This window comes from Haloarcula sp. H-hyl6 (assembly GCF_056934455.1).
Window position 1 is genome coordinate 2,522,280 of the sequence record NZ_JBRIIK010000001.1, and the last position, 18,188, is coordinate 2,540,467.

General features: G+C 68.1%; 20 protein-coding genes. 9 read left to right on the top strand and 11 right to left on the bottom strand.

The annotated features are described in order from the left end of the window. Window positions 1-58: 58 nt before the first annotated feature. The 6 genes from Hhyl6_RS13065 to Hhyl6_RS13090 all read right to left on the bottom strand — a co-directional run bounded on the left by Hhyl6_RS13065 (window position 59) and on the right by Hhyl6_RS13090 (window position 4,643). The gene (locus Hhyl6_RS13065; protein ID WP_483739630.1) at window positions 59-289 is read right to left on the bottom strand and encodes a hypothetical protein; all 231 of its coding nucleotides are present in this window, start codon (window positions 287-289) and stop codon (window positions 59-61) included. 96 nt (window positions 290-385) lie between these two features. Beyond that, on the bottom strand, window positions 386-1,150 hold the full coding sequence (locus Hhyl6_RS13070) for a hypothetical protein (RefSeq protein WP_483739631.1): 765 nt from the start codon (window positions 1,148-1,150) through the stop codon (window positions 386-388). Between the two features lie 38 nt (window positions 1,151-1,188). After that, complete coding sequence (locus Hhyl6_RS13075; protein ID WP_483739632.1) at window positions 1,189-1,725, bottom strand: DUF5815 family protein; 537 nt, start codon at window positions 1,723-1,725, stop codon at window positions 1,189-1,191. Between the two features lie 52 nt (window positions 1,726-1,777). After that, window positions 1,778-2,608 carry a DUF7847 domain-containing protein gene (locus Hhyl6_RS13080; protein ID WP_483739633.1) on the bottom strand — a complete coding sequence of 277 codons (831 nt, stop codon included), beginning with the start codon at window positions 2,606-2,608 and terminating at the stop codon, window positions 1,778-1,780. 247 nt (window positions 2,609-2,855) lie between these two features. Then, window positions 2,856-3,272, bottom strand: a complete 417-nt coding sequence (locus Hhyl6_RS13085) for a DUF7124 domain-containing protein (RefSeq protein ID WP_483739634.1) — start codon at window positions 3,270-3,272, stop codon at window positions 2,856-2,858. A gap of 120 nt (window positions 3,273-3,392) precedes the next feature. Next, entirely contained in the window at window positions 3,393-4,643 is a 1,251-nt protein-coding gene (locus Hhyl6_RS13090; protein ID WP_483739635.1) for an NAD(P)/FAD-dependent oxidoreductase, read from the bottom strand. A 130-nt stretch (window positions 4,644-4,773) separates the two neighbouring features. On the opposite strand from Hhyl6_RS13090, the gene Hhyl6_RS13095 reads away from it, so the two are divergent. After that, window positions 4,774-5,364 carry a DUF6149 family protein gene (locus Hhyl6_RS13095; RefSeq protein WP_483739636.1) on the top strand — a complete coding sequence of 197 codons (591 nt, stop codon included), beginning with the start codon at window positions 4,774-4,776 and terminating at the stop codon, window positions 5,362-5,364. A 213-nt stretch (window positions 5,365-5,577) separates the two neighbouring features. On the opposite strand, the gene Hhyl6_RS13100 is transcribed toward Hhyl6_RS13095, so the two are convergent. The 3 genes from Hhyl6_RS13100 to Hhyl6_RS13110 all read right to left on the bottom strand — a co-directional run bounded on the left by Hhyl6_RS13100 (window position 5,578) and on the right by Hhyl6_RS13110 (window position 9,898). Beyond that, complete coding sequence (locus Hhyl6_RS13100; protein WP_483739637.1) at window positions 5,578-6,177, bottom strand: hypothetical protein; 600 nt, start codon at window positions 6,175-6,177, stop codon at window positions 5,578-5,580. 119 nt (window positions 6,178-6,296) lie between these two features. Then, the gene (locus tag Hhyl6_RS13105; protein ID WP_483739638.1) at window positions 6,297-7,646 is read right to left on the bottom strand and encodes an NAD(P)/FAD-dependent oxidoreductase; all 1,350 of its coding nucleotides are present in this window, start codon (window positions 7,644-7,646) and stop codon (window positions 6,297-6,299) included. A 14-nt stretch (window positions 7,647-7,660) separates the two neighbouring features. Continuing rightward, window positions 7,661-9,898, bottom strand: coding sequence for a sensor histidine kinase (locus Hhyl6_RS13110; RefSeq protein ID WP_483739639.1), 2,238 nt, complete (start codon window positions 9,896-9,898; stop codon window positions 7,661-7,663). Window positions 9,899-10,028: 130 nt separating this feature from the next. On the opposite strand from Hhyl6_RS13110, the gene Hhyl6_RS13115 reads away from it, so the two are divergent. Further along, window positions 10,029-10,904: a homoserine kinase gene (locus Hhyl6_RS13115; protein WP_483739640.1), complete on the top strand. Its 876-nt coding sequence runs from the start codon at window positions 10,029-10,031 to the stop codon at window positions 10,902-10,904. A 3-nt stretch (window positions 10,905-10,907) separates the two neighbouring features. On the opposite strand, the gene Hhyl6_RS13120 is transcribed toward Hhyl6_RS13115, so the two are convergent. After that, entirely contained in the window at window positions 10,908-11,120 is a 213-nt protein-coding gene (locus tag Hhyl6_RS13120) for a hypothetical protein (RefSeq protein ID WP_483739641.1), read from the bottom strand. A 116-nt stretch (window positions 11,121-11,236) separates the two neighbouring features. Here Hhyl6_RS13120 and Hhyl6_RS13125 point away from each other — a divergent pair, with 116 nt between their 5' ends. Next, entirely contained in the window at window positions 11,237-12,061 is an 825-nt protein-coding gene (locus tag Hhyl6_RS13125) for an NAD-dependent epimerase/dehydratase family protein (RefSeq protein WP_483739642.1), read from the top strand. A gap of 48 nt (window positions 12,062-12,109) precedes the next feature. Beyond that, a complete protein-coding gene (locus tag Hhyl6_RS13130; RefSeq protein ID WP_483739643.1) occupies window positions 12,110-13,081 on the top strand; it encodes a C-terminal binding protein in 972 nt (323 codons plus the stop codon). A 9-nt stretch (window positions 13,082-13,090) separates the two neighbouring features. Here Hhyl6_RS13130 and Hhyl6_RS13135 read toward each other — a convergent pair whose 3' ends face one another. Further along, a complete protein-coding gene (locus tag Hhyl6_RS13135; RefSeq protein ID WP_483739644.1) occupies window positions 13,091-13,543 on the bottom strand; it encodes a peroxiredoxin in 453 nt (150 codons plus the stop codon). A gap of 127 nt (window positions 13,544-13,670) precedes the next feature. Here Hhyl6_RS13135 and Hhyl6_RS13140 point away from each other — a divergent pair, with 127 nt between their 5' ends. The 5 genes from Hhyl6_RS13140 (at window position 13,671) to Hhyl6_RS13160 (ending at window position 18,065) form a co-directional block, all read left to right on the top strand. After that, a complete protein-coding gene (locus Hhyl6_RS13140) occupies window positions 13,671-14,321 on the top strand; it encodes an adenylate kinase (RefSeq protein ID WP_483739645.1) in 651 nt (216 codons plus the stop codon). A 34-nt stretch (window positions 14,322-14,355) separates the two neighbouring features. After that, window positions 14,356-15,249: a DUF106 domain-containing protein gene (locus Hhyl6_RS13145; protein ID WP_483739646.1), complete on the top strand. Its 894-nt coding sequence runs from the start codon at window positions 14,356-14,358 to the stop codon at window positions 15,247-15,249. Between the two features lie 61 nt (window positions 15,250-15,310). Further along, window positions 15,311-15,889: a (d)CMP kinase gene (cmk, locus tag Hhyl6_RS13150; protein ID WP_483739647.1), complete on the top strand. Its 579-nt coding sequence runs from the start codon at window positions 15,311-15,313 to the stop codon at window positions 15,887-15,889. A 4-nt stretch (window positions 15,890-15,893) separates the two neighbouring features. After that, on the top strand, window positions 15,894-16,784 hold the full coding sequence (locus tag Hhyl6_RS13155) for an RNA-guided pseudouridylation complex pseudouridine synthase subunit Cbf5 (RefSeq protein ID WP_483739648.1): 891 nt from the start codon (window positions 15,894-15,896) through the stop codon (window positions 16,782-16,784). 90 nt (window positions 16,785-16,874) lie between these two features. Next, on the top strand, window positions 16,875-18,065 hold the full coding sequence (locus tag Hhyl6_RS13160) for a carboxylate--amine ligase (RefSeq protein WP_483739649.1): 1,191 nt from the start codon (window positions 16,875-16,877) through the stop codon (window positions 18,063-18,065). Window positions 18,066-18,188 lie beyond the last annotated feature (123 nt).

Consider the following 18,188-nt stretch of genomic DNA (forward strand, 5'->3'; position numbering starts at 1 on the left):
TCGAATATCGTAATGCGACCCACTCACACGGGAACCGCTCACACCCACCGGCCAGACCTCAGTTGCCGTGGTCGCTGACCCGGTAGCGGTAGGGTTGGTCCTCGATGACCTCGACCTCTCCCGTCTGGGCGCGTCGGCCCAGTACCGTCGCGACGCGGTGAGCGCTGCCGAAGTCCTCGTCGTGTTCTTCGAGGAGGTCGAGAATCTCGCGGGCCGTCAGCGGGCCGTCGGCGTCGGCGTCGTCGAGCACCATCAGGATGCGCTCGAACTCGCCGTGGCGGATGGCCATAGAGACATGCACAACCCCAAACACCATATAACACCGTCAGACAGCCGTCAGACGGCGTTTTAGGCGAAATCGACAGACGGCGTGTCCCCGTGTCTGTCAGCGGTTGTCATACGACGACGTCGTCGGCGTCTCACGCCCCGTCTCGTTCGACCACCGCTCTCGGACCCACGCTGGCCGTTCGACGGTGGTCGACCCGACGTCGGTGTACCGGAACCGGTAGCGGACCGTCCTGTTCCGTGCGGTGTCTCTGTAGGTGACGGCGAACGAACGGACGAACCCCGACGGCGCGACGACGGCCCGGGCGGCGTACGAGTCCGCTCGTTCGAACCCGTCGGGTGGTCGCCCCACGACGAGTTCGTAGCCGTCGGGGTGAGGTGCGATTCGGGCGGGCCCCGTCGGGAGGAAACTGCGGAGGAGGCGGCCCGTGACGTGACCGAACCGGTCGTGTGCGGGCACGGATTGCCCGCGCGCGAACTTCACCCCGAGCGGTCGGCGGTGTCGGTCGTACCGGACCGCACCGTCGACGAACGTCTGGTCGCTGTAGCCCCCGCTCAACTGTTCGCTCCGGTAGAGGTACCGACGCTCGTCTTCGACGGCCAACCGGGTCACCCCATCCCTGTATCGCTCCCCCCACCGGATTGTCAGCCTGTAGGACCGGTCGTAGAGCGCGTCCCTGTGCGACCGTGCGAGGGCGTCCGGGCTGACGACGCTGTCGTTCGTCAGGCCGGGGATACGAGCGGGCCCCGTCGGTCGTTCCGGAACGGGCGCGGGCGTCACCGTCTCCGGCGGGTCGGAGGCGGCGAACCCGCTACACCCGGCGAGGAGAACCACGGCCGCCACGACTGCACCGTGCCAGCCCATACCGCACACTCGGGGCGCGGACGGGAAACTGTAGCGCCTCAGATGGCGGTGTCGTGCTCGTCGTCGAAGTTCCGCTCGGCGCGATACTGGTCGACGAACGCCTCGACGTCGAACTCCAGCATCTGGGCCTCGAACTCGTCCATCACGGCGTCGTCCTCGGCGTGGCTGACGGCGTGTTCCATCAGTTCGACCAATAGCTCGACGACGATTTCGTGGAGGCGTCGGGAGTCGAACTCGGTGACCCACGCCAGCGAGAACCCGACGGCACCGTCCTCGGCGGCGTCGGCGACGGCGACTTTCTCGGGGAACTCCTCGATGACGACGCCCATGAGGTGGGCCGTCGTGAACTCGTCGTGGTCGTCGGCCGGTTCGATGGTCTCCGTGAGGACGTCCTCCAGAAACTCGGGGACGAAGCGGGCGAGTGGATGAGCGTCCAGCACGACGGCGTGACTCGCGCCACACGAGCAGTCGTACTCCCGAATCCCCATGTGGAGGTCGTCGTGGGTGTCGAGGACCTCGCCGCAGGGGAGTTCGAGTTCGGACTCGCGTCCGCCGGGCACGCGCGGTTCTGCCATTGCCGGCCGTAGGACACTCCGGGGGTTAAAGCCCGCGATACGGGGCGTCGCGTCAGAACTCCTCCGCGGCGGCGTCCTCTCGGACCTGCAGGTAGGCGGCGGTCACCGCGGCGATGCCGAGTGCCTGGAAGACGGCAGCGAGGACCGTAGAGACGACGTTCAGGACGACCCGCCCCGAGACGCCGGCGACGTCGGGGCCGAGGCCGAGGAACGTCCCGAGGAACGTCGGGACGCTCGCGACGAGGCCGAACAGACCGAGGACGACCAGCAGGACGACGATGCTCGCGGGGTCGTCCACGAACCGCGCGAAACTGTTTCGCACCGTCGCGCCGTAGCCGCCGTCGTTCAGCGCAATCTCCTGCCGGAGGTAGACGAAGACGGTGAGGACGACGAGCGACCCGAGGGACCCGACCAGCGACCCCACCAGTGCGACCCCCGGACTGGCTAACTGTCCGGCGACGGGTGCCACCGACCCGAGGACGAACAACAGGACGGCGACGCCACCGCCGAGGACCACGACCTGTCCGAGGCGTTCGCTCGGCGACTCGACGACTGTCTCACTCGGGCCGGCGAAGGTCCGAATCGCCCAGAAGCGGACGCCCTCGCCCACGAGGACCAGCGCGAGGGCGAGGACGACGGCGACTCCAAACCCCACGTCCAGTGCGAGCGGGAAGTTCCCGGCGAACGACGCTATCACCTGTTGCTGTTCGGGGGTGTAGCCGCCGCGTTCGAACACGACGGTCAGCAGTTCCTCGCTGAAACTCTGATTGACGACGAGGTTCCCGAGGTTGTAGAGGACCAGTACGGCGAGGACGAGGACGCCCGACTCGCTGGTCAGGTCGCCGAAGCCGCGGCGGAGGGAGGCACCGATGTCGAGGGACATTGTCGGTTCGGTTCGAGACTCCCTCGGATAATAAAAATACGCGTCTCCGCGTATCGAATCCTCGACGAGTCCGAGCAAGTCGTCTGCACGAGGACTCGCGACCCTCACCCCGAGGACGCCGGCCCCACCCGGCGTGGCCAGTCCCCGAGACTACCTCTGAGCGCATCGACGACGCTGCTGCTCGTCGGCCCCCATCGAGACTGCGTGATAACACACGACCGCTAAAGTACACGCACTGCCGCTGCAGTCACGGCCAGTCGTCGCGCTCGTCGTCCTCGTTGGTCGTCGCCGCCGGGGCCTCGGGTTCGCCGAGTTCCCAGTCGGCGGCTTCTGCGGCCTGTTCGACGGGCAGGAACTCCCAACCGGCCGTCTCGGCCAGTTCCTCGGCGGCCTCGTCCGTGCCGACGAAGACGTGTCGGTCGGTGTCGAACTGCTCTTTGACGTTGACGAGGCTCTCCTCGCGGCCGCGCGGCCCGGAGAAGAAGTCCTGTCGGATGCGGTGCTTGCGCGTGAAGTTCGTCACGACGTACGTGGGTTGGTCGGAGATGACGCCCACGTACTCGGACCACTGGCGGGCGTCGTTGAAGACGCTGTCCGGGTACGCCAGTTCCTTCAGCGCGTCTAGGTCGAACGCGAGTGTCATGTCGCCGCTGCCGCCGTCCATGGCCGTCACTCCGCTGTGCGCGGAAAAAAGGGCGTCGTTCTCGCCGGCGGACTGTCGGTCCCGGGACAGTCGCTCGGGGAACGGTCGGAGCGGGAAAAGACGGTGTGGCAGGCTGCCGGGTTACTCGGCGGGCGCGGCCGTCTGGGCCTTCACTTCTTCGAGGTCGACTTCCTTCTCCAACAGGAGCTCCTTCTTCTCCGCGACCTGTCGCTCCTCGCGGATGAGCTTCTTGAACTTCGACTGCTGGGAGAGGTCGCCGATGAGCACGCCACCGACCAACTGGCCGTCCTCGAAGGCGAGGCGGCGCCACTCGCTGTCGGAGTACTTCCGCTCGGCCTCGTCGTCGCCGCGGGTCGGGTGGCCGAAAGAGAGGAACGGGAAGTCGAAGTGGGTGATGGAGTACGAGGAGACCCAGCGGAACGCGTCGGCCTCGTCGTCGGCGACCATGTTCGTGCCGGCGACGGACCCTTGTTCCTTCGCGGAGCCCCACGCACCGTTCTGGGCGCGAGCATCGAGGATGGTGTCGTAGAACTGGGTGATGTCACCGGCCGCGTAGACGTCCTCGACGTTGGTCTGCATGTACTCGTCGACGACGACGCCGTCGTCGAGTTCGATGCCGGAGCCGGCGAGGAACTCCGTGTTGAAGTCCAGTCCGATGGCGACACCGGCCCACTCGCCCTCGTACTCCTCGCCGTTCGGGTCGACGGCACCCGTGACGTGGCCGTCGTCGTCGACGGTGAAGTGGTCGACGCCGGAGTCGAAGACTGGCTCGACGCCGTTCTCGCGCAGGGCCTCGTGGATTATCTCGGCGCCGTCCTCCGAGAGCGCGTAGCGCCACCAGCGGTTGCCACGCATGAGGTACTTGGCGTCGACGCCCTGTGCGCCACAGACCGCCGCGAGGTCGATGCCCAGCAGACCGGCGCCGACGATGATACCCTGGTCGGCCTCCTCGGCGTGTTCGGCGATGGAGCGGGCGTCCTGGAACGTCCAGAAGTGGTCGATGCCGTCGGCGTCGCTGTTCTCGACGGGGACCTGTGCGGGCGTCCCGCCCGTTGCCACGAGGAGTTTGTCGTACTCGTAGGTCGTCCCGCTGTGAGTGTTGACCTCGTGGGCGTCGGGGTCGATGTCGGTCACGTGGGTATTGAGCTGGAGGTCGATGTCCCGCTCGTCGTACCACTCCGGCTCGTGGATGGAGATTGGTGCTTCGGGGAGTTTGCCCTTGGCGAACTCTTTGATGAGGATGCGGTTGTAGAGGGCCTCGCCCTCGTCGGTGATTACTGTGACATCTGCATCCGGGTCCTCTTCCCGAATCGTCTCGGCCGCGGACGCTCCCGCGATACCGTCTCCGATTATCACGTGCGACGTGCTCATGTTCGGTGGGTAGGAAATCGGGCTTAATGTGGATTGCTATCTCCGTATCGCTTGCGATACCGGGACTGAATCCGCCGAAATACCGGAATAGTCGGGGCATTGAAGGCGCTCGCGTCCTAATCGTCGGTCGATGAAACTCCGTCAGAACGTCAAGCACTTCGCGGCCAAGCAGGCGCTGACGCTCCCGGTGGTGGGCGAGAAGGTCAACGACCGACTGGTCGACCTGCACACGAACGTCTTCGCCGACAAGGCCGACGCGGACCGGGCAGACGAACGCCGGCCGCACTTGGACGACTTCTTCGACGCGACGATGGACACCTACGTCGCGGCCTTAGAGGCCGGCTACCCGGAGGCCGAGGCGCGCGAGATAACGCACATTCAGGCCAACTTCGACTTCTACAACCACGGGTGGACGGAGATGATGGAGTTCCCCAGCGACGAACTCGACGTTCACTACGAGCGATACGATGAGTTCTTCGCGCGACACGGCATCACCATCGAGGACCCCCTCGGCGAGTTCCGGCCGGCCGACGGAATCACCGAGGCCCCGTCGACGCCAGAGAAACTCGACGACCCGGAACACCCCTACGCCGAAGGCGGGTTCGCCGACGACGTGTACGTCGAGACCGAGGACGGCGAAGTGGTCGTCGGGGGGCAGGACGAACCTGAAGACGTCAGTCCTGCCGAGGCCCCCGGCGTGGACGACGAGACGAGCGACTGAGGCGTTCGCGACGCCGGTCGGTCCAGTTCTGCCGCAGGTCGAACGCCGTCAGCACCGCGACCGGCGCCCCGTCGTGGTGCCCCGCGACGGCGAACACTGTACCCCGTTCTTCGTGTCGAGGACCACGTCGTGGTGCCAGGCGTCCGTCTCACGGGTCCCGTTCAGTCCCACTCGCCAGACGAACTGCTCGCCCGGAGCGACGCCGAGGGCGCCCTACTCGTCCGCGACGACGTCGAACAGCGCCAGACACTCGCTGTACAGCCCCGACCCGCTATTGACCGTCTGGACGGCGAACGCGTGCCGGCCCGGCGTGAGCGGTGCCTCGACGGGGAGGCGTCGTTCGCCGGCCGTCGCACCGCCGAGCACCCAGTCGAACCGCTCACCGGAGCCGAGGCGCACGAGCCGTGAGTCGACGGACGCAGTCGCCGTCTGGACCCAGCCGTCGGCCCCATCTCGCAGCACGTACCAACTCCCGGCGAACACCGAAAGGCCGTCCGTCCCCTGCCACCGAAGCGTGAACCACAGCGGGCTGGTGGGCGCACCGCCGGCGACTGTGAGCACCGGGCGACTGGCTTCGAGGGCGGGGACGGACGCCGGCGTCTGGACGTGCCCACACACGGTCCGGTGGGTGCGGTGGTCGAACGTCGGGCACGGTTCGCCGTCGAACCGCGTGGCCGTCGGTTCGGCCGTCGGAGTCGCGGCGCTCGGCACTGCGGCGGGCGTCAGCGTCTCACGCTCCCGCCGTGCGGCCGGACAGCCAGCGAGGGCCCCGAGCGCACCGGCGACGCTGGCGAGCACCTGACGGCGGCGCATACTCGCCTGTGGGAGTCCGTCGCAAAGAGTGCGGCGTCGCGTGGCCCGTCTAGCCTTCCGCCATCGACCGTTCGGCCCCGCCGCCCGCTACGGTCCGCACCGCCGAGCAGTAGGGGGCCTCACTCGGCGGACGGCGTCGCTCGGTCCGACCGGGCGGTCGCCTTCTCGTCGATGCGGTCTGCGCACTCGTAGCCGGCAACGACGCCGCCGTTCAGCGACCGTTCGGGGTACTGCGCCTTCGAGGCCATCCCGGCGTAGTAGACGCCCTCGGCGACCTCCTCGCCGAGGTCGTAGGGGACCACCATGTCGAGGTACCCGCGCTCGTAGATGGGCGCGGTTCGGGGGTTGCGCGCGGTGCGCACCCAGTTGACGGACTCGCGGTCGAAGTCGGGGAACAGGTCCTCGATGGCCGACAGCCACGTCTCCCGCACCTCGTCGTCGTCCTGTTGCCAGATGTCCTCCTCGGGCGATTGGATGTAGCGGGCGACGTACAGCAGGTGTTCGCCGCCGTAGCGCTCCCGCGGGACGAAGTTCGTGTGCTCGATGAGCGCCCCGAAGGGGGCCTCGTCGGCGATGTTGAGCCAGTAGGTGTCCATCAGCGACTCGTCCATGCTGACGACCGAACACACAGTCCCTTGGAAGTCGATGTCGCAGGGGTAGCCCGTCAGGTCTTCGAGGACGTCGGGCATCGCCGCGACGACGACGCTGTCCACGTCGTGGGTCGTCGTCTCGCCGCCGGACTCGGCGGCCAGGCCCGTCACCTCGCCGTCGGCGGTGTCGATGTCCGTCACGCGCGCCCCCGTCTCGATGTTCTCCCGCCCGACGGCCTCGACGAGGGCGTCCAGCAGGCGGCCGAACCCGCCGTCGAGGTAGCCCAGAATCTCGCCCTTCAGGATGTCTCGCTCGCCGCGGAACTTGATGCGGCCCAAGAGCCACGCCGCGCTGACGTCCTGTTTCCGGTCGCCGAACTTCGCGTCCAGTAGCGGTTCGAAGAACGTCTCGTAGACGTTCTGCGTGGTGTGGTCTCGCGCGAACTCCTCGACGGGGACGTCCTCGAAGTCCTCCAGTCGATCGTAGGTGTCGAACTTCGGGACGCCGCCGCGCACGTCGACGTCGAGCGTGAGCATCCCCAGTCGGAACTTGTCGTAGAGGCTCCAGTGGGGGAAGGAGAGAATCTCCCACGGCTTGTCCATCGGGTGGACGACGCCGTCGACGTAGTAGGCGTTCTTCCCGATGTGCCACTCGACGTCGTCGCCGAGTCCCAGTTCCTCGGCGAGTTCGACGATGGTTTCCTCTGACTTCGAGAGGTGGTGGTAGAACTTCTCGATGGGGTCCCCGGCAGTCTCGTACACCGCGGCGAGACCGCCGAGGTCGTCGCTCGCCTCGAACACGCGAACCTCGTGGCCTCGCTCCTGCAGTCGGTAAGCCGCCGAGAGTCCCGCGATGCCGCCGCCGACGACGCCAATCATATTACCCGAGAGTATCAGTCGTCGCGGGATTTACTTTGTGCTTCGGCGGCCGTGTCGTCGGCGGCGGCGACGCCGACCCGTGGAGACCCTGTGTCGGCCGGCGGGCAGGTCCACTGGAACTCGAGGATGGCGACGGTCCCCGTCGGGTCGTTGTCCTCGAACCACACCTTTCCGCCGTAGAGGTCCATCATGACCGAGACGAAGTAGAGGCCGAACCCGTCGCCGGTCTGGTCGGGGGTGAGGGACCGCTCGAACATCGTCGTCTTCAGGTCGTCGCTGATGCCAGGGCCGTCGTCGGCGATTCGGAGTTGCACCCAGTCCCCCGCTCGCTGGGTGGTTATCTCGACGTGCGGGTCGGGGGCCTCGTTGTGCTTGACCGAGTTCTCGACGACGCTCGCCACCACTTTCTCGGCGAGGTCGTTCGCCAGCACCCACTCCTCGGCGACGTCCACGTCGATGGTCGCCCCCGGCCACTCCGACTCGACGGCCCGGACGACGCGCCGCAGGGCGGGGCACAGTTCGACCGCCTCCAGTCGCTCGCTCTCGCTCGCGGTCACCGTCTCGTTGATGGCTCGGATGGTCTCGCTCGTCTCGGCGAGTTTCTCACACCACGCGGTGATGCTGTCGACGTGTCGTTGCTGGTCCGCGGAGAGGTGGTCGCTGAGGTGTTCCGACCGCCCGCGAATCACCAGCATCCCGTTCCGAAGCGAGTGTCTGAGGACGCCGTTGAAGAACTCTATCTGCTCGGTGCGCCGCTGGACCGCAGCCCGACTCTCTCTGAGCGCTCGCTCCCGGTCGACCTGGTCGAGTGCGACCTGCGTCGTCCGGGCGAGTATCTCCGCGTACTGCTCGTCCTCCGGGGCGTACGTCTCCCCCTCCGAGGCGATGGCGACGACGCCGTGGTCGCCGATGGGGAGCATCAGGGCCGTCTCCAACGGTCCGACGCCGTCGCCCTCGAACGACGCGACGCGGCGCTCGCCGCTCTCGTAGGTCTGCCAGAGGTTGTCCTCGGGCATCTCCTCGGGGTCGACGTACAGCAAGTCGTCGTCGACGTGCGTCTCGACGTACTCGCTGAGTGCGGTCGGTTCGAGGTGGCCCTCCTCGTTCCGGAGGAAGACGCCGGCGGCGTTCTGGTCGAGCACCCGCGTCGCGAAGTCGACGGTGAGTCGGGCGACGGTTTCGGGTTGCTCGGCCTCGATGAACTGCTGGGTCGCGGCCTGGAGCGCCTCCAGTCGGTCCTGCCGGCGGCGCTGGCCGGTCACGTCACGCAACACGACCAACCGACCACGGGTCTCGCCACGCTGGTCGGTGATGGTGTCAACCTGCGGGTCGTAGTAGGTCGCGCCTCCCTCGAGAGTGACTACGGTCCCCCGTTCGACGTGGGTGAGCAATCCCGGAACGACTTCCCCGACGTGTTCGCCCTCGATGTCCCGTCGGCCGGCTATCGCGTCGGCGGCCGCGGGGTTGTAGTCGATGACGGCCCCTTCGGTGTCGAGGACGAGAACCGGGTCCGGGAGGCCGTCGACCAGCAAGTCACCGGCCAGCGGGGTGACCGAGAGGAAGTCGTAGCGGAACAGCGCGAGACCGATGAGCAGGCCGTTGAGAGCGAACGTCAGCGGCGCGACGTTGAGGCCGGGGTGGGGGGTCGCACCGAACGCGAACAGCGCGTGGGCGCTTGCGGTGAGGACGCCGGCGGTGAGGACGACGAACGTCTGCTTGCGGTGGAGGTTCCGCGACCGGAGCAGGAACTCCCCGAGGAGGGCGTAGCCCACGGCGATGAGACCGAAGGAGACGGCGGTCTGGGCGGCGTACACCGTGCCGGTCTGCCCGACGAAGAAGGTGAGGCCAGCGACGGTCCGCCGGGCGGCGTCGGCGACGACGAGTCCGTGCAAGGGATTCGTGAGTGCCAGCACGGCGTACGTACACGGGACCAACAACACCGCGCCGAGGCGGACGGGCGTGAGCCACTCTCTCCGGCCCGTGTACACGACCGCGAACACGACCCACAGGCCGACCATGAGGCCGGAGACGACGCGCGTGGCCAGAAACAGGGCCGTAGCGACGGCCGAAGAGGAGGTCACTATCCACGCAGTCTGGAGGAAACACCATCCGGACGCGGCGACCATCAGCCACCCGAACGGGACGGCCCCGGCCACCGACCGGTTGCGCCACGCCCCCACGGCGAGTCCGGCGCTGACAACACCCCCGACTGCACTTCCCACCGCGACGACGGTCCCGGCGTCGACGTCCATACCTCTGTCTACCGATAGGTCTTGACTCCACTTCTTATCACTTTGGGCCGCGTTCTCATTCGTGAGAGTCGCCCGCGAGTCGCTGTGGCGGTCCGCTACCTTTTTGACCACACTGCAAAAATTCGCAGGCATGCTGACCGTCCGGGCACCGGCCACGAGCGCGAACCTCGGCAGCGGCTTCGACGTGTTCGGCGTCGCGCTGGAGCGACCCGCCGACGTCGTTCGCCTGTCGAAGGCCGACCGGACGACCATCGAGGTGACCGGCGCCGGGAGCCAGTTCATCCCCGAGGACCCGGACAAGAACACCGTCGGCGCCGTCGCCGAGGCCCTCGACGCGCCCGCCCACATCGAGATAGACAAAGGGGTCCGCCCCGCGTCGGGGCTGGGGTCGTCGGCCGCAAGCGCCGCCGCCGCGGCCGTCGGCCTCAACGAACTGTACGACCGGGGGTACACGAGGGAGGAACTGGTCCCCATCGCCGCGAAGGGGGAGGCCGTCGTCTCGGGGGACGCTCACGACGACAACGTCGCGCCCTCCATCATGGGCGGGTTCACCATCGCGACGGAGGCTGGCGTCCGACAGGTGGACGCCTCGATTCCGCTCGTCGCCTGTCTCCCCGACATCGTCGTCTCGACCCGCGACGCCCGCCGGGTCGTGCCGGAGAACGCCCGCGTCGACCAACTGGTCGAGACGGTGGGGAACGCGGCCACGCTGACGACGGGGATGCACCGGGACGACCCGGCACTCGTCGGCGAGGGGATGCACGACACCGTCGTCACGCCGGCCCGGGCGAAACTCATCGACGGCTACGAGACGGTCAGGGAGGCCGCACTCGACGCCGGCGCGACGGGCGTCACCATCTCGGGGGCCGGCCCGACGGTCATCGCCGCCTGCGAGGACGCCGACCAGCGAGCCATCGCCAGCGCGATGCTCGACACCTTCGGTGACCGCGGCATCGACGCCCGCGCGTACCAGACTCGCATCGGCCGCGGCGCACAGATATTCTGAGTACTACAGCAGGCCGAGGTCACGTTCCGTCGGCGTCTCCTCGACGGCCGTCCCGCAGTCCGGACACCGCTCCATCTCGCTGACGATGAACGTCTTCTCGCAGTCCGGGCACGTCCGGAGCGACGACGCGCCCTCCGGCGAATCTGTCGACCGACCCGCGTCCCGCCCCGCCCCACCGACCAGCGACCTGAGTCGCTCGCTGAGTTTGTGACTCATCGTCACGTATCCCCGACGACTGCGGCTAAATGTTTTTTGGCCAACTGGTTTGGGTCGACCTCGCCGTCGCTCGGTTCGGGCGAGTACCTATACCGTCGGCGGTCGGATGCCACCACATGAACGTCCTCCTCACGGGCGCGAACGGCACAGTCGGGACCGCTATCACCGACCACCTCGGCGACCGCTACGAGTTCACGCGTCTCGACGTGGCACCGGGCGAGCAGACGGACGTCGTCGCCGACGTGCGGGACTACGACGAGGTACGACCCCACTTCGACGGGCAGGACGCGGTCGTCCACCTCGCGCTGACGCCCGGCACCGGCGGCCCCGGGGACCGGTCGCTCGGGTGGTCCGAACCGCTGGCTGACAACCTCGAAGGCATCCACAACGTCGCCGAGGCGGCCGTCGACGCCGGTCTCGACAGCCTCGTCTTCGCCTCCTCGAACCACGCCGTCGGGATGGTCGAGGTCCGCAACGCCCCCGCGGTGTACCACGACACGGGCGTCCGCGCGGGCCACGACGAACCACACCGCCCGGACTCCCGATACGGCCTCACCAAGAGTTACGGCGAGGACGTAGGCCGTCTGGCCGCCGAGGCCCACGGCATCCGGTTCTACGGCCTCCGCATCGGCGCGGTCCGGGACCCGGAGTACGACCACCCGTACGGCGACGCCGAACGCGGCGTCGAGGAGGGCCGCTGGGAGCGCGGGAGCGACGCCTACGCGGAACAGGTCGCCCGGATGAAGGGGCTCTGGCAGTCTCGTCGGGACTGCGCGCAGTTGGTCGCGTGCTGTCTCGACGACGAGACCGTGGAGTGGGACCACTTCTACGGCGTCAGCGCCAACCGGCGGCGGTGGCTGGACGACCTCGATTACGCCCGCGAGACCGTCGGCTACGACCCGGAAGACAACGGCGAGGAGTGGGACGGCCCCCCGGCGTGAGGGGTCGGCCGGCCCAATCTCTTTGTCGCGGCGTACGGGAGCGTCGGTATGGACTACACGATAGTCCTCTGTGACAACAAGACGGTCGACCCGACGACGCAGTCGGAGATTCTGGAGGCCGCCGGTGCGAGCATCGAACTGCTGGACGAGAAGACCGAAGCCGCCGTCACAGATGCCGTGCAGGGCGCTCACGGCATCATCGTGGACGCGGCGACGCCGGTGACCGCCGCGTCGCTCTCGGCGACGGACACCCTGCGGGTGGTCGGGCGGGCCGGCATCGGCGTCGACAACATCGACGTGGACGCGGCCGCCGAGCACGGAATCACCGTCGTGAACGTCCCGGACTACTGCCTCGACGAGGTGTCGACCCACGCGCTCTCGCTGTTGCTGGCGTGCGTGCGGGCGATACCTCACTACGACCGCGAGGTAGCCGACGGCGAGTGGGACTGGCGGACCGGCCGACCGCTCCACCGAATGGCCGGCCGGACGCTCGGCCTCGCCGGGTTCGGGGCCATCGCCCGCCGCCTCGCGTCGAAACTCCGGGCCTACCAACTCGACGTGGTCGCCTACGACCCGAACGTGGACGCGGCCACGATGCGGGACTACGGCGTCGAGAAGGCGTCCTTCGAGGCCATGCTGGACCGGGTCGACTTCCTCTCGATTCACGCGCCGCTGTACGAGACGACCCACCACCTGCTCTCGACCGCGGAGTTCGAGCGACTTGAGGGGGCCGTCCTCGTCAACACCGCCCGCGGCGGAGTCGTCGACGAGGACGCCCTCCTCGCGGCCCTCGACGACGGGTCCGTGGCGACGGCCGGACTGGACGTGCGGGCCGAGGAACCGCCGGGCCCGGACGACCCGCTCGCGGGCCGAGACGACGTGATTTGTACGCCCCACGTCGGGTGGTACTCCGAAGAGAGCAGGGACGACTTATCGCGGAGCGTCGCCAGCGACGTGGCGGCCGTCTTGCGGGGGGAGGACCCGAGTAATCCGGTCGACCCGGAGACGCCGTGGATTTGAGCCGACCGCTTAGCGGCCCTGTACGTACTCGTTGCGGGCGTCTCGCAGGACTTCTTCGGCGTGGCCCGCCGGGTCGGCGCGGTCGGGGTCGTAGACGCCCCTGACCTCGCCGTCGGCGAGTACGAACGTCCGACGATTGGGGCGGCCGTCCGGGGCCTCGACGCCGAACGCGTCGGCTACCGCGCCGTCGATGTCCGCCAGCAAGTCGTAGAGCAGGCCCTCGTCCTCGGCGAACGCCTCGTGCGTCTCGACGTCGTCTCCCGAGACGCCGTAGACGGCGATACCGCCCTCCCGGAACTGCGGGAGCGTCTCCTGAAACTCCCGGGCCTCGATTGTGCACCCGCCGGTGAAGTCCTCCGGGTAGAAGTACACCACCGTCGGGTCGGCGAAGTCGGGCGTCACCGTCTCGCCGTGCTGGTTCTGTGCGCGGACCTCGGGGGCCGAGTCGCCAGGTTCGAGCATACCGGCGTCTGGCGGGCCGCGGCTTTACGGATTTGGGTCGGGGCAGACCGGCCGAGGGAGACCCACCGCGCCCGCGTGCCAGCCGCGTTTGGACAACCATTTAACGAGCGCGAGAGAACCGCCGTCCATGTCGAACCCACGAATCCTGATTCTCGGGCCGCCGGGAGCCGGCAAAGGCACGCAGAGCGCCAACCTCGCGGACGCCTACGGCGTCGAACACGTCACCACGGGCGACGCCCTGCGGGCCAACAAGGACATGGACATCAGCGACATGGACACCGAGTACGACACCCCTCGGGAGTACATGGAGGCCGGCGACCTCGTCCCGGACGCCGTCGTCAACGCCATCGTCGAGGAGGCGCTCTCGCAGGCCGACGGGTTCGTCCTCGACGGCTACCCCCGCAACCTCGAACAGGCCGAGGAACTCGAAGGCATGACCGACCTCGACGTGATTCTCTCGCTCGACGTCTCCCGCGAGGAACTCGTCGACCGCCTGACCGGCCGCCGGGTGTGTGACGAGTGTGGCGCGAACTACCACGTCGAGTTCAGTCCCCCAGAGGAGGCGGGCGTCTGCGACGAGTGCGGCGGCGAACTCGTCCAGCGCGACGACGACAACGAGGAGTCGGTTCGCAACCGTCTGGACGTCTTCGACGAGAACACCGCCCCGGTCATCGCCCACTACGAGGACCACGACGGCTTCGTCAGCATCGACGGCGAGCAGACCCCCGACGAGGTCTGGGCGGACATCGAGAGCGCAGTCGACGCGCACGCAGAATAAACGTTGATAAGTCGTCACTGCTGAACACAGTACAATGGCACGCACCGCGCCGAAGGTAGAACGACTCGCCGACGAGGGCGAAGCAATGACCGACGCACTCGCCGAGGTCCTCGCCGTCGCCGAGGAGAAAGGGGCCGTCACGTGGAGTGACGTCAGCGACGACATCACCAGCGGGGAGTGGGGCCGACTCATCGAGTCCGGCCTCCTCGTCGACGCCGACGGCGAAGGGTTCGTCGTCGACGACCCGGAGGGCGTCCGCGATGCCCTCGAAGAGACCGACGCCGCTCCCGAGGACGACGAGGACGACGGGAGTTGGTCCACGTGGGACAAACTCGCGGGACTGGCCACGCTCGGCCTGTTCGCCGGGTACTCGCTCAACTCCGTCCGGGACGCCATCGGCGGCGTCATCGACATCGCACTGGGCCCGCTGGCAGAGGTCGTTCCCTTCTACGTCGTCATCCTCGTGTTGGCCGTGTTCACGGGCTCGACGTCCTCGATTCTGCAGGACCAGTTGATGGACATGTCCGGGATGGGCGACCATCAGGAGAAGATGCAGGACCTCCAAGACCGCCGCGAGGCCGCGAAGGAACGCGGCGACGACGAGGCGCTGGACCGCCTCGAGAAGGAGCAGATGGAGTTGATGACCGACCAGATGGGGATGTTCAAACAGCAGTTCCGCCCCATGGTCTGGATTATGCTCATCAACATCCCCATCTTCCTGTGGCTCTACTGGATGGTGTTCGGCGCTGGGATGTCGCTCGAATCGCCCGTCATGACCTTCCCCATCATCGGGGAGGTCGGTACGTGGCAGGAAGGTGCCGTGGGTCCACTGCAGGCGTGGATTCTCTGGTACTTCCTGTGCTCGCTGTCGTTCACCCAGATTATCCGGAAGGCGCTGAACGTCGAAACCAGCCCGACCGCGAGCTAGGGTTTTCGGCGGGTGCGGGCGAAGACACAACTCCTTTTATCGCCACCCGCGGAGGACGACTATGTTGATTACCGTCTCTGGTCCCGCTGGCAGCGGGAAGAGTACGCTCGCGAAGAGCCTCGCCGACGCGCTCTCCTACGACCACGTCAGCGGCGGTGACATCTTCCGCTCGCTGGCCGAGGAGCGGGGGATGACGCCGCTGGAACTGAACAAGGCCGCCGAGGAGGACGACCAGATAGACCGGGACCTCGACCGCCGGCTTCGTGACATCGCCGCGGAACGCGACGACTTGGTCCTCGAATCGCGCCTCGCCGGGTGGATGGCCGGCGAGTACGCCGACATCAAACTCTGGCTGACGGCACCGCTCGACGTCCGGGCCGACCGCATCGCCCAGCGCGAGAACAAGCCCTTCGAACAGGCCCGGACGGAGACGAAAGAGCGCGGCGACAGCGAGGCCCAGCGATACAGCGACTACTACGACATCGACTTCGACGACCTCTCTATCTACGACCTCTCGGTCAACACCGCCCGCTGGGACCCGCAGGGCGTCCTGAGCGTCTCCCTCCACGCCATCGACTCCTACCGGCCGGAGGGCGACGAGGGGAAGGCACCCATCGAGAACATCCGGTACGAGTTCTGACCCGATGACGCTCCGTGGCCCACCCGACGACCGCGACGTCGACGCCTTGCTCTCTTTCGGCGTCGTCAACCTCGACAAGCCCCCCGGCCCGTCGGCCCACCAGGTCGCCGCGTGGGTCCGGGACGCCACCGGCCAGTCCCGGGTGGCCCACGGCGGCACGCTGGACCCGAAGGTCACTGGCTGTCTGCCGATTCTGCTGGGCGACGCCGCCCGCGCGGCCCGCGTGTTCGACGACGCCGTCAAGGAGTACGTCGCCGTCCTCGAACTCCACGACCGCGCCCCCGCGGACTTCGACTCCGTCGTCGCCGAGTTCGAGGGCGAGGTCTATCAGAAACCGCCGCGGAAGAGCGCGGTGAAACGGCAGTTGCGGACCCGCCGAATCCACGAACTGGCGGTCCTCGAACGCGAGGAGCGCCGGGCGCTGCTCCGCGTGCGCTGTGCGTCCGGCACCTACATCCGGAAACTCTGCCACGACGTCGGGTTGGCGCTCGGGACCGGCGCACACATGGGGGACCTGCGTCGGACCGCCACCGGCACCTTCGACGACGCGGACCTCGTGACGATGCACGACCTCGTGGACGCGCTTGCGTTCGCCGACGACGGGGACGAGGAACCGCTCCGGGCGGCGGTCCGACCGGCCGAACGCGCCCTCGTCGCGCTCCCTCGTGTGACGATTGCTCCGAGCGCCGCGCGTGCCGTCGCCGACGGCGCGCCGGTGTACGGTCCCGGCGTTCTCGACGCCGGTCCCGCCGAGGTCGGTGGGGCCGCGCCCGACGAGGGCGCACTGGTCGCCTGTTACACGCCCGACGGGGCGGCCGTCTGTCTCGGAACGGTGGTCGGAGACCCCGAGGCCGACAGCGGTACCGTGGTCGAACTCGAACGCGTCCTCGTCTGAGCGGATAAGCCGAACTTACCCACGAATAGGCCGGGCGACGGCGGGGGTAATTTCCGAGTTACCTACTGGCAGGTCCCGTCCTAGCTAGCGATGGGAACGTCGACGGGACAGTCTGCAGTCGTCATCGCCAACGGGTCACCGGGCAGTATCTCCGCGGTCCGGTCGCTGGGCCGCCGCGGGGTCCACACCGTCGTCGCCTCGAACCACGCCGCCCCGCCGAGCGCCCACTCGCGCTACTGCGGCGAGTTCGTTTCGCTACCCGACCCGTCGGACCCGGACGCCTACGCGACGGCGCTCCTCTCGCTCGCCCGTCGGCCGGACGTCCGGACTATCCTCCCGGGGCGCGAACAGGACGTGTTCACCCTCGCCCGCCGCCGGGACGAGTTCGCCGACCACGTCTCGCCGCTCTGGCCCGACTTCGAGGCGGTCCGGACGACACACGACCGGTTGGCGCTCGTGGCGACGGCGGCGTCGGCGGGCGTTCGGGTGCCGGTGACAGAGTTGCTCGACGCCGTCGAGGACTGGGACGCAAAGCGCATCGTGAAGTCCCGCTACGCCCTGTTGACCGACGCGTACGACAGTACCATCGCGGGGCGGCGGCTACGCAAGCCCCCGTCGACGGTGTACCTCGAACCCGGTCGGACGCCCGACCGCCGCGACCTCGTCGAGCGGATGGGTCACGTCCCCGTCACGCAGTCGTACGTCCGGGGCACGGAGTACTCGTTTCGCGCCCTGTACGACCACGGGGACCCGGTGGTGACCAGTCAGATACGACAGCACCGCGGCTACAAATACTCCGGCGGCGCCAGCGTCTACCGCGAGTCGATGTTCGACGCGCGCCTCGAACGGCACGGCCGCGCGCTCTTGGACCGACTGAACTGGCACGGCCCGGCCGAAGTCGAGTTCCGCCGTCCGACGGCGGCCGACGAGTACCAGTTGTTGGAAGTCAACCCGCGGCTCTGGGCGTCGCTGTCCTGTGACGCGCGGGCGGGCGTCGACTACCCGTGGGCCATCTGGCGACTGGCCGGCGACCGTTCGGTATCGCTGTCGCCCGACTACGAGACGGGCGTCGGGACGCACCTCCTCCGCGGCGAGGCGTCGTACCTCTACAGCCTCTTCACGCACGACTGTCCGCTCGCGGACCCGCCGGCGTTCTCCGACGCGGTCCGCGACGTTGTTCGCTCGTTCCGCCGGCACCCCGACTGCGACTTCCTCTGGGCCTCCGACCCCCTGCCGTTCGTCCGCGATTTCGCTATCGCCGTCCGCTCGCTGGTCACCTGACACCCCCCACCACGGCGCCGCCGAAGCGAAGCCCTTAATTAAAACACCCTCCTCCACCCGAGTGCGGGACCGTGGGGTAGCGGTATCCTCGGCGCATGGGGTGCGTCGGACCTGAGTTCGACT

What these genes read in the sequence shown, in the direction of transcription:
- cmk (WP_483739647.1), top strand. Translation starts at nt 15,311, where the DNA reads ATGTTGATTACCGTCTCTGGTCCCGCTGGCAGCGGGAAGAGTACGCTC.
- Hhyl6_RS13115 (WP_483739640.1), top strand. Translation starts at nt 10,029, where the DNA reads ATGCTGACCGTCCGGGCACCGGCCACGAGCGCGAACCTCGGCAGCGGC.
- Hhyl6_RS13100 (WP_483739637.1), bottom strand. Translation starts at nt 6,177, where the DNA reads ATGCGCCGCCGTCAGGTGCTCGCCAGCGTCGCCGGTGCGCTCGGGGCC.
- Hhyl6_RS13065 (WP_483739630.1), bottom strand. Translation starts at nt 289, where the DNA reads ATGGCCATCCGCCACGGCGAGTTCGAGCGCATCCTGATGGTGCTCGAC.
- Hhyl6_RS13080 (WP_483739633.1), bottom strand. Translation starts at nt 2,608, where the DNA reads ATGTCCCTCGACATCGGTGCCTCCCTCCGCCGCGGCTTCGGCGACCTG.
- Hhyl6_RS13110 (WP_483739639.1), bottom strand. Translation starts at nt 9,898, where the DNA reads ATGGACGTCGACGCCGGGACCGTCGTCGCGGTGGGAAGTGCAGTCGGG.
- Hhyl6_RS13145 (WP_483739646.1), top strand. Translation starts at nt 14,356, where the DNA reads ATGGCACGCACCGCGCCGAAGGTAGAACGACTCGCCGACGAGGGCGAA.
- Hhyl6_RS13120 (WP_483739641.1), bottom strand. Translation starts at nt 11,120, where the DNA reads ATGAGTCACAAACTCAGCGAGCGACTCAGGTCGCTGGTCGGTGGGGCG.
- Hhyl6_RS13105 (WP_483739638.1), bottom strand. Translation starts at nt 7,646, where the DNA reads ATGATTGGCGTCGTCGGCGGCGGCATCGCGGGACTCTCGGCGGCTTAC.
- Hhyl6_RS13085 (WP_483739634.1), bottom strand. Translation starts at nt 3,272, where the DNA reads ATGGACGGCGGCAGCGGCGACATGACACTCGCGTTCGACCTAGACGCG.
- Hhyl6_RS13130 (WP_483739643.1), top strand. Translation starts at nt 12,110, where the DNA reads ATGGACTACACGATAGTCCTCTGTGACAACAAGACGGTCGACCCGACG.
- Hhyl6_RS13070 (WP_483739631.1), bottom strand. Translation starts at nt 1,150, where the DNA reads ATGGGCTGGCACGGTGCAGTCGTGGCGGCCGTGGTTCTCCTCGCCGGG.
- Hhyl6_RS13160 (WP_483739649.1), top strand. Translation starts at nt 16,875, where the DNA reads ATGGGAACGTCGACGGGACAGTCTGCAGTCGTCATCGCCAACGGGTCA.
- Hhyl6_RS13125 (WP_483739642.1), top strand. Translation starts at nt 11,237, where the DNA reads ATGAACGTCCTCCTCACGGGCGCGAACGGCACAGTCGGGACCGCTATC.
- Hhyl6_RS13155 (WP_483739648.1), top strand. Translation starts at nt 15,894, where the DNA reads ATGACGCTCCGTGGCCCACCCGACGACCGCGACGTCGACGCCTTGCTC.
- Hhyl6_RS13135 (WP_483739644.1), bottom strand. Translation starts at nt 13,543, where the DNA reads ATGCTCGAACCTGGCGACTCGGCCCCCGAGGTCCGCGCACAGAACCAG.
- Hhyl6_RS13075 (WP_483739632.1), bottom strand. Translation starts at nt 1,725, where the DNA reads ATGGCAGAACCGCGCGTGCCCGGCGGACGCGAGTCCGAACTCGAACTC.
- Hhyl6_RS13090 (WP_483739635.1), bottom strand. Translation starts at nt 4,643, where the DNA reads ATGAGCACGTCGCACGTGATAATCGGAGACGGTATCGCGGGAGCGTCC.
- Hhyl6_RS13095 (WP_483739636.1), top strand. Translation starts at nt 4,774, where the DNA reads ATGAAACTCCGTCAGAACGTCAAGCACTTCGCGGCCAAGCAGGCGCTG.
- Hhyl6_RS13140 (WP_483739645.1), top strand. Translation starts at nt 13,671, where the DNA reads ATGTCGAACCCACGAATCCTGATTCTCGGGCCGCCGGGAGCCGGCAAA.